7 protein-coding genes, 1 tRNA gene and 1 pseudogene are annotated in these 7328 nt (G+C 44.1%); 2 read left to right on the plus strand and 7 right to left on the minus strand.

Annotation, left to right across the window (positions count from 1 at the left end; all coding sequences use genetic code 11):
- Positions 1–152, minus strand: a pseudogene (locus QUA20_RS31080) (photosystem II q(b) protein); the annotation flags it as partial.
- 361 nt (positions 153–513) lie between these two features.
- On the opposite strand from QUA20_RS31080, the gene cofG reads away from it, so the two are divergent.
- Positions 514–1467: a 7,8-didemethyl-8-hydroxy-5-deazariboflavin synthase subunit CofG gene (gene cofG / locus QUA20_RS31085; RefSeq protein WP_333194161.1), complete on the plus strand. Its 954-nt coding sequence runs from the start codon at positions 514–516 to the stop codon at positions 1465–1467.
- 250 nt (positions 1468–1717) lie between these two features.
- On the opposite strand, the gene QUA20_RS31090 is transcribed toward cofG, so the two are convergent.
- The 3 genes from QUA20_RS31090 to cpdA form a co-directional block, all read right to left on the minus strand.
- Positions 1718–2494, minus strand: a complete 777-nt coding sequence (locus tag QUA20_RS31090) for an SDR family NAD(P)-dependent oxidoreductase (protein WP_333194163.1) — start codon at positions 2492–2494, stop codon at positions 1718–1720.
- A 204-nt stretch (positions 2495–2698) separates the two neighbouring features.
- Positions 2699–4177, minus strand: a complete 1479-nt coding sequence (locus QUA20_RS31095) for an alpha-amylase (protein ID WP_333194164.1) — start codon at positions 4175–4177, stop codon at positions 2699–2701.
- A gap of 196 nt (positions 4178–4373) precedes the next feature.
- On the minus strand, positions 4374–5153 hold the full coding sequence (gene cpdA, locus QUA20_RS31100) for a 3',5'-cyclic-AMP phosphodiesterase (RefSeq protein WP_333194166.1): 780 nt from the start codon (positions 5151–5153) through the stop codon (positions 4374–4376).
- 202 nt (positions 5154–5355) lie between these two features.
- Between cpdA and QUA20_RS31105 the strand changes: the two genes are divergently transcribed.
- A tRNA-Cys gene (locus tag QUA20_RS31105) sits at positions 5356–5426 on the plus strand.
- A 129-nt stretch (positions 5427–5555) separates the two neighbouring features.
- On the opposite strand, the gene QUA20_RS31110 is transcribed toward QUA20_RS31105, so the two are convergent.
- The 3 genes from QUA20_RS31110 to QUA20_RS31120 all read right to left on the minus strand — a co-directional run bounded on the left by QUA20_RS31110 (position 5556) and on the right by QUA20_RS31120 (position 7294).
- Positions 5556–6167 (minus strand): type II toxin-antitoxin system PemK/MazF family toxin, encoded by a 612-nt coding sequence (locus QUA20_RS31110; RefSeq protein ID WP_333194168.1) that lies wholly within the window; start codon positions 6165–6167, stop codon positions 5556–5558.
- Between the two features lie 4 nt (positions 6168–6171).
- Positions 6172–6654, minus strand: coding sequence for a type II toxin-antitoxin system antitoxin SocA domain-containing protein (locus tag QUA20_RS31115; RefSeq protein WP_333194170.1), 483 nt, complete (start codon positions 6652–6654; stop codon positions 6172–6174).
- A gap of 184 nt (positions 6655–6838) precedes the next feature.
- Positions 6839–7294 (minus strand): DUF7689 domain-containing protein, encoded by a 456-nt coding sequence (locus tag QUA20_RS31120; RefSeq protein WP_333194171.1) that lies wholly within the window; start codon positions 7292–7294, stop codon positions 6839–6841.
- Positions 7295–7328 lie beyond the last annotated feature (34 nt).

A 7328-nucleotide genomic window follows, 5' to 3' on the forward strand; every position in this document is an offset into this window, starting at 1 on the left:
GCGATGATGTAGCAAATGGTGGCGCTGAGCAAGGTGGGAATCATCAAGACGCCGAACCAACCTACATAAATGCGGTTCTCGGTGCTGGTGACCCAGTTGCAAAACTGATCCCACAGGTTGGCGCTTTCGCGCTGCTGTAAGGTTGTGGTCATGGTTTTATGATTGCTTTATTTGGTTTTCAATGTTCGTGACGGCTTTGTGTTCCGCCATGTAAATAAAGATAAAGCTTTTATTTCTGTTTGTAAAGGCCTTCTAAGCACAAATTTTCTTATACTTAAGATAAATTATGCTTATTCCAAGCCAGAAGGCTTGCTGTATCGGGAGTTTAAAAGCAGAAAGCGGAATTTGTGGACATCGCCCACAAATGAAGAATACTCATAATCTACCTGGGCAACGAGATTCGGGACAGGCGTCCTTGTTAAGATAGATGAAGGGTTGCGGTTGAAGATCGCAAAACTCGCACTGCACAGATATATGTTGTTGCACAAGTCCGATCGATAAAAATCCCAAGAAATGTCCCGCACAGTCACCTACAGCCCTGCTTATACTCTGGTTCCCACTTACGAGTGTTTTAACCGCTGCACCTATTGCAATTTTCGGGCCGAACCCCTGCAAAGTCCTTGGCTGACGCTACCAGAAGCCGAAAAACAGCTCAACTTCCTGCAAACTCAAGGTGTAATTGAAATTCTCATCCTCAGCGGCGAGGTACATCCTCAAAGTAAACGGCGAAAAGCTTGGTTGCAGCGGATTTACGATTTGTGCGAACTGGCACTTGCTCTGGGATTTTTGCCGCATACTAATGTGGGGCCGCTCAGCTTTGAGGAGATGGCACAGTTAAAAGAGGTAAATGTATCGATGGGGCTGATGCTAGAACAGCTTGCCCCAGATTTGTTACAAACGGTTCACCGACACGCACCGAGTAAAGTCCCGGCGCTGCGGCTGCAACAGTTAGAATGGGCTGGGGAATTAAAGATTCCGTTTACAACTGGTTTGCTGCTGGGAATTGGGGAAAGTGAGGGGGATTGGGTGGAGACTTTAGAGGCGATCGCCCGGATTCATTCGCGTTACCATCACATTCAAGAAGTTATCCTCCAGCCGCACAGTCCGGGAAATCAGCAAATTTGGGACGGGGAAGTTTTTGATGCTACAAAAATGCCGGAAGTAATTGCGATCGCCCGCAGCATCTTACCTAATGAAATCAGGCTGCAAATTCCGCCGAATTTAGTTGCACAGCCAGACATATTACTTGCTTGTTTAGAAGCTGGTGCTAGAGATTTAGGAGGAATCGGGCCGCTGGATGAAGTTAATCCCGATTATCCTCACCTGCAACACCAAACTTTAACAGAAATTTTAGCAGCAGCGGGATGGCAGCTCGTGCAGCGTTTGCCTGTTTATCCTCAGTACGATAAGTGGCTGCCGCAGACATTGCAAACGGCTGTAAAAAACTGGAGATTCAATCGATTTTAGATTTTAGATTTTAGATTTTAGATTGAAGAATTGAGCCTACTGATAAATCCGGGGGCTTGTGACCAAGTTGCTTGATTGTTAGTCATTAATTATGGTAAATAGAGAGTCAATCGATTTTAGATTTTAGATTGAAGAATTGAGCCTACCGATAAATCCGGTGGCTTGTGACCAAATTGCTTGATTGTCAGTTATTAATTATGGGTAATGCGTAATTGGTAGCAAGATTCTTTAAATTGCTGCTATAGAGATTTTAAATCAAAGAACCGCCACCATCAATCCACACTTCAGTGCCTGTGATAAAGCTGGACGCATCTGATACCAGAAATAAAACTAATTGGGCGACTTCTTCGCTCGAACCTGCGGTATTATCAGTCAAAGGAATCATATCTTGAATCGAATCAGGCGCGACTGGAATGCGATCGAGATGGCGCTTAGTGGTACTTTCTTCAATCGCAGTCAGCACCGCGCCCGGACAGATAACATTGACTCTGATTTGGCTGGGAGCAAGTTCTAGCGCCAGCATTTTCGCTAACGCTACTTGGGCCGCTTTGCTGGAAGCGTAAGCTGTGGCACCAATTTTCCTGAAACTTCTGGTGCCATTAATCGACGATGTAATGACGATGCAACCTCCTTGTTTTTTCAGATAAGGAACAGCATACTTAACAGTCAAAAATGTTCCTCTGAGGTTGGTATTAATTGTCCGGTCCCACTCTTCGGGTTCTATCTCTTCTATCGGCGACCATACACCGTTAATACCGGCATTTGCCAACACAATATCAATTCTTTGATATTCATCAAAAATTGTTTGAAATGCCTGTTGCATTTGCTGAGAATCCGCCACATCTGCTGCAATAGCCAGCCCGCAGCCTCCTTCATCGACCAACTGGCGGACTGTTTCTTCCCCGGCCTCTAAAGTGCGATTGATAATAGCAACTTTTGCGCCTTCCTTAGCCATTAAAATTGCTGCTGCACGACCAATTCCCGACCCACCGCCGGTAATAACGGCAACTTTTGCTGAAAGTTTCATATTTTTTATATAAATAATTTTTTGCGCGATCGCATATCATAAAAATAATGCTAGATACAGGACTTTACTCCTCACTACAAACAAGTTTCCGCGATCAAAATCATGAAAGTAAAAAGTGGTTTAAGCTACTACTAATTATAGCGGTAAGGTGCGCACTGCGCACCCTACTTTAGGCAGAGGAGTACGTCAATTTTAACGCTGTTCTTACGGCTGGGGCACCCAGACCGAAACAGAACCGGCGTTACACCGAAAATCACCCCAACCATCGTCATTAGTTGTGATTGGTTCTTTGATGTGTTCGGTGATGTCAATATAAGTTCGATTCGGTTGTCCGACTTCCATAAACTTGCTGCCCTCGTCTCCGTTACTGAGTACCACAGCCATGCCGCCCGGATGTTCTTCAGTTCCGAGTCGCGTCCAGCCAATGGTATTGGCGTGGTCGAAGTAATCGTACTGATTGCCGTAGGAATAAGTTTGGCGCGCTAACAAGAATTTATCGAGAAGAAACTGATGTTTGTCTAACCAAATCTCGTATTCGTTGCCATCGTTTGCTGTATCCTTATAGTTATCGCCGTAATAGTCCGGGTAAAAAATGCACGGATATCCTTCCCTTCGCAGCAAGATTAAAGCGTAGGCAAGAGGTTTAAACCAAGCCTCGACAACAGATTCTAGGGATTGTAATGGTTGAGAATCATGGTTGTCAACCAAGGTAACGGCGAGGGCTGGTTGCTGTTGGACGAGGGTGTTATCAAAAATTGTTCGCAAGTCGTAGCTATTGCCGGCTTTGCTAGCAGCGTGGAAGTTGTAGTGGAGGGGTGCGTCAAATAAGGTGACTTTACCGTCCGTTGCTTCGATGAAGCTGTGCAAAGCTTCCACTTCGTAAGACCAATATTCGCCTACGGCAAATAGGTCGCGTTGGGCATAGTGGCGAACGTGTTCCAACCATTCTTGGAAAAATTCTGCTTTAACGTGTTTGACGGCATCGAAGCGAAAGCCGTCAACGTTTGTTGTATCGACATACCACTCACCCCAGTATTTTAATTCCCCGGTGACTTCTGGGTTGTCCATATCTAAATCGCAACCCATGAGGTAGTCAAAATTGCCTTTTTCTAAGTCTACTCCTCGATCGAATTCTTTACCTTTCAGCAGGTAAATGGCATGGGTTTCTGTGTTGTAAACGTTGTAATCAATGGCGTCAAAATGCCACCAATGCCACTCCATGCTGGAATATTTTTTGTCGCGACCGGGGAAGGTAAAATGCGTCCAAGCTTTGATTTTTTGATATTCACCTACGGTGTCATTCCGGTTGTCGGGATTGAAGGGTGTGGCTTCGGATTCTTCTTCTGCATCGGCACCTAATTTGTGGTTGAAGACAACATCGGCATAAATCCGAATTCCAGCATCTTGTGCAGCTTTAATGGCGGCCAAATACTCATCTTTTGTGCCGTATTTTGTGCGTACCGACCCTTTTTGGTCGAACTCGCCTAAATCGAATAAGTCGTAGACGCCGTAACCTACATCCATACCGCCGCCGGTTCCTTTATAGGCTGGCGGCAACCACAGGGATGTAACGCCTTTTTTGGCTAAATCTTTTGCAGATTTCGCTAGCTGATTCCACAGGCTGCCGTCGTCGGGGCTGTACCAGTGGAAATACTGCATCATCACGCCATTTAGTTCAGACATAAATTTAGTTTTTCCTATTTTGTCAAATTGCGATCGACATTTGTGTTCGTAGCTCGCTAGTTTACGTATGTCTGCAATCTATGGTTAATAAATATCATAAAAGATGGGGCTGCTAAAAAAAATCTATCTCTTGATGTATTGACAACAAAATGTAAATTTGATATAAATTTAATTAGTTTATCCAGACAGCAAAATATTAATCGGGTGGCAATTGTGCAGCAACTCGCTCAACTCTGGTGTTCCAAGTACCGTCGATCGCCAATTCAAGCAATCTAAATCCCGGGGGGATTTGGTCAAGGATAATCGGATGACTTTTCGGTAAAAGTTGGATGCAGGTGCTGGGTGTCCCCAAGTAGGTAACTGAGCCCCGCTGTTGTTGAAATTCTTGGTGAATGTGGCCACAAAGAACGATTTTGATTTCAGGATATCGATCGACAATTGCTAAAAATTCATCGGCATTGTGCAGCATCATTCCATCCATTATTTCAGAGTCGATCGGCAAAGGATGATGGTGCAAGGCAATGATAACAGGTCGATCGCCGGTTTGTTGCAGTTGAGAGTCGAGCCAATGCAAGCTTTCTGGGGAAAGCCGCCCGCCGTCGCATCCGGCTTCCACACTCGAAAGCAACAGAAATTGCCAATTTCCTAGCAGCCATGATTTTTCTGGGGAAAGAGGCGGCTGATTTAAGATTTCTGCCATGACTGGGATGTTGTCGTGGTTCCCAGGTATCCAGTAGGCGGGAATTCCGAGGGGGGCGATGAGGGAGACGAGGCGCTGGTAGGATTCTGGTGTTTCGTCTTGGGACAAGTCGCCTGTGAGTAGGAGTAAGTCGGGCGGCGGCTGTATCTGTTGCAAGCGATCGAGAACTGCTTGGAGGGTGCGGGCTGTTGAGAGGCCTTTCCATTCTCGATCGAGCTCTGCAAACAAGTGAGTGTCCGTGATTTGGGCGACGAGTAGGGGAGAAACTGGTGTCATGGCTGGTGTTGCGGGTCGTTGCTATAGTTCTAGAGTACCTTCCCACAAGGGTTTTGGCGATATGGGAAAAAAAGGGCGATTCCCTACCCTTCGGGAACCCACGCGCGTTGGGGATAGCTGCGCTTCACGAAATTTTTGACAGGTATGTTAAAAATTTCGAGATTTGGTGTACTATAAGAAAACGTCAAATTTCAGACGTGACGGCGGCATAGCCAAGTGGTAAGGCAGAGGTCTGCAAAACCTCCACCCCCAGTTCAAATCTGGGTGCCGCCTTTTTTAATTTTTGTTAGATGTGGCTAAGATGCCGTTTGGGCGATCGAGAAGGTTAACAGGATAGAGGGAGAGTGCTCAAGTCCACTGCAAAAACCTTCTTGACCTCTACGATCAATTACTACTCATTGACTACGATCGCAAATCGTCGATCAGTTTTTCTATAGCCATACTTTTTGTGGTTTCATCCGCTAGAGAATTAAACACTTTCTGCAAAAGTTCTATAGACGCATTTTTAATAAACCAATCTTCACCCAGATTATCCCCAAGATTTAAAAAATACTTTAAACGTTCCTCTATAGCTTCCTTATCTGCTTTATCCAGTTGTCCAACTCGCTTAAGCCAATCCCCTTGCGAATCTTTAAAACAGTTAGCATCAACAGTACATATCTGATGCACTAGAGCGAAGGAATTATAAGAAAGACCATTTGTGCTTGTAGAGTTAATTGGATATACAGTTGGCAAACCTTTATAGGTTTCTTGTGAAGTCAACGGAATCAGCGTCAAAGTTTGGATGTATTTAGAGTCCTCTTGAAATTGGTCACTTGTCCAAACGATATAAGGATGCTCTCCTCGAAAAACCCGACTCGAATTAATCACCTGAGTGCAAGAAATTGTCTTGCACTCAATCTCCCCTGGTTCATTTATCTCATAAATATGATGATGACCGAGTTTGCAACGAAGAGATACTCTATAGGGATTGATAAAATAAATCCAACCTTGACGCGGTTTTTGTCCAGCCACTCGCTCACCCCAATTCACTCATTAACTTTTCTCTTTCTTTGTAGAGATTAAGTCTCACCTGTTCCTCTGGTTCGTGGCTATATTTAACCTCAAGCATGGGAGCAGTGCTATAGACATATTCTAGTAACTGATTCAGTTTATCCTCTCCTGCACCCGCCCATTCTCTCCTGATGTTGTCAAGCATGAGCTTCAGACCTAAAGGTAACTTTAAATCATCCACATTACCAGCTCCCTCACCAAGTCTGATGAATATACTTTCTCCCTGAGATTCTTGAACAATCTCTTTGCCATTCATTTGATTTAAAACAGCCTCTATGCCTTCATTCCAAGGCCCATAGTAATAATAACGCCAATCTAAATCAGTAAGCTGCTTGTCTGTCCATTTGACCGCATAAAGATCTGCCAAATACAAAAACTTGATTAACTGCGTTTTTGTAATATAGCCTTTTGTTGCGTAGACAAAGTATTTGATCAGGTTTTCTAGCATGGCTTTCCTTCTTTCGATTTCAAAAAAATCCCTAATTAATCTTATAATTTGTTCGCCAATTTAACTTTAGTCTATTATATCATCCAAAGGGAAGCTTGGCTATTAAAGCAGATAAAAAATAGCTAAGGGTAACAAATAGAGTGGGTGAGTCCAAGAGTGTACTTTTCAAAAGTTGAATTGCCGTCTAAGAAATCTCTATCGGGATTGTCGCTCGCTTTAATATTTGTTGAACCACCCCATAATAGTTAGGATTTTCTAACCCTTCTAATTCATGTTCGATATCTTCCCAATCCCCTAGCTTGCTTTTCCACTTACCATCCTCTTCTTGTCTGGCTGCGTGCTGTGGCTGACCGTTATAGGTGTATATTGCTATTTTTTGAAACCCCGGTTCAACGTCACGATTCTCGCAAGGTTCATATCCAATAGTTTGATAAGCTTGGATAAAAGCTTCCAGCGTTAACTCTCTTGAAACACCATCCGGCCAGTACCCATCAGGGTCTACCGGGTCCCATCTGCATTCCTCTTCTCCAGCAGCAAAAGCAAAACAATTATAATCTACTGTTTCTTGACTTGTTACTTGATATTCAGTAAGCTCTAAGTTACAATACTCCGGACAGTTTTTAAGCAGCCAGAGTACCATAAGACAAGACTGAAGGAAGATTTGGATGATTTAA

The organism is Microcoleus sp. Pol7_A1, from assembly GCF_036701085.1.
In the GTDB taxonomy this organism is placed as follows: domain Bacteria; phylum Cyanobacteriota; class Cyanobacteriia; order Cyanobacteriales; family Microcoleaceae; genus Microcoleus; species Microcoleus asticus.